The 395-nt window shown below is 52.4% G+C and carries 1 pseudogene; it reads left to right on the top strand.

What is annotated here, in order from left to right:
• Positions 1–395, top strand: a pseudogene (locus AB4496_RS23995) (type IV secretion system protein TraC); the annotation flags it as partial.

Genomic DNA, 395 nt, shown 5'->3' with positions numbered 1-395 from the left:
TTGCGGCTTGGCAGGCACACAAAAGCGAGACGTTGGTTGACCATGTGCAAGAAGCGCTGTTTGCGGCGGCCGAAAAACAAGGCGGTGATCGCCGCCTTTCTGATATCGCCATGCAACTGAATAAATACCGCTCAGAGGGGATCTACGGTGACACCTTCAATAAACCGTCCATGCTGGATCCCAATGTCCACTTTACCACCATTGAACTCGACGGATTTCCCTCGGACATCATGCGACCGGTGATTTTTGCGCTGATGTCGAGCATCACTCAGCAGATGTACCTTTCAGGCTCCCGTTCAACGCCGAAGATGTGCATCATTGAAGAGGCGTGGTCTCTGATGGCTGGCTCTAATGCACAGGCACAAGAATTCATCAATACCGGTTATCGCACCGCC

The organism is Vibrio sp. 10N.222.46.A1, assembly GCF_041473595.1.
Taxonomy (GTDB): domain Bacteria; phylum Pseudomonadota; class Gammaproteobacteria; order Enterobacterales; family Vibrionaceae; genus Vibrio; species Vibrio tasmaniensis_A.
This window is presented reverse-complemented; position numbering and strand designations above follow the sequence as displayed.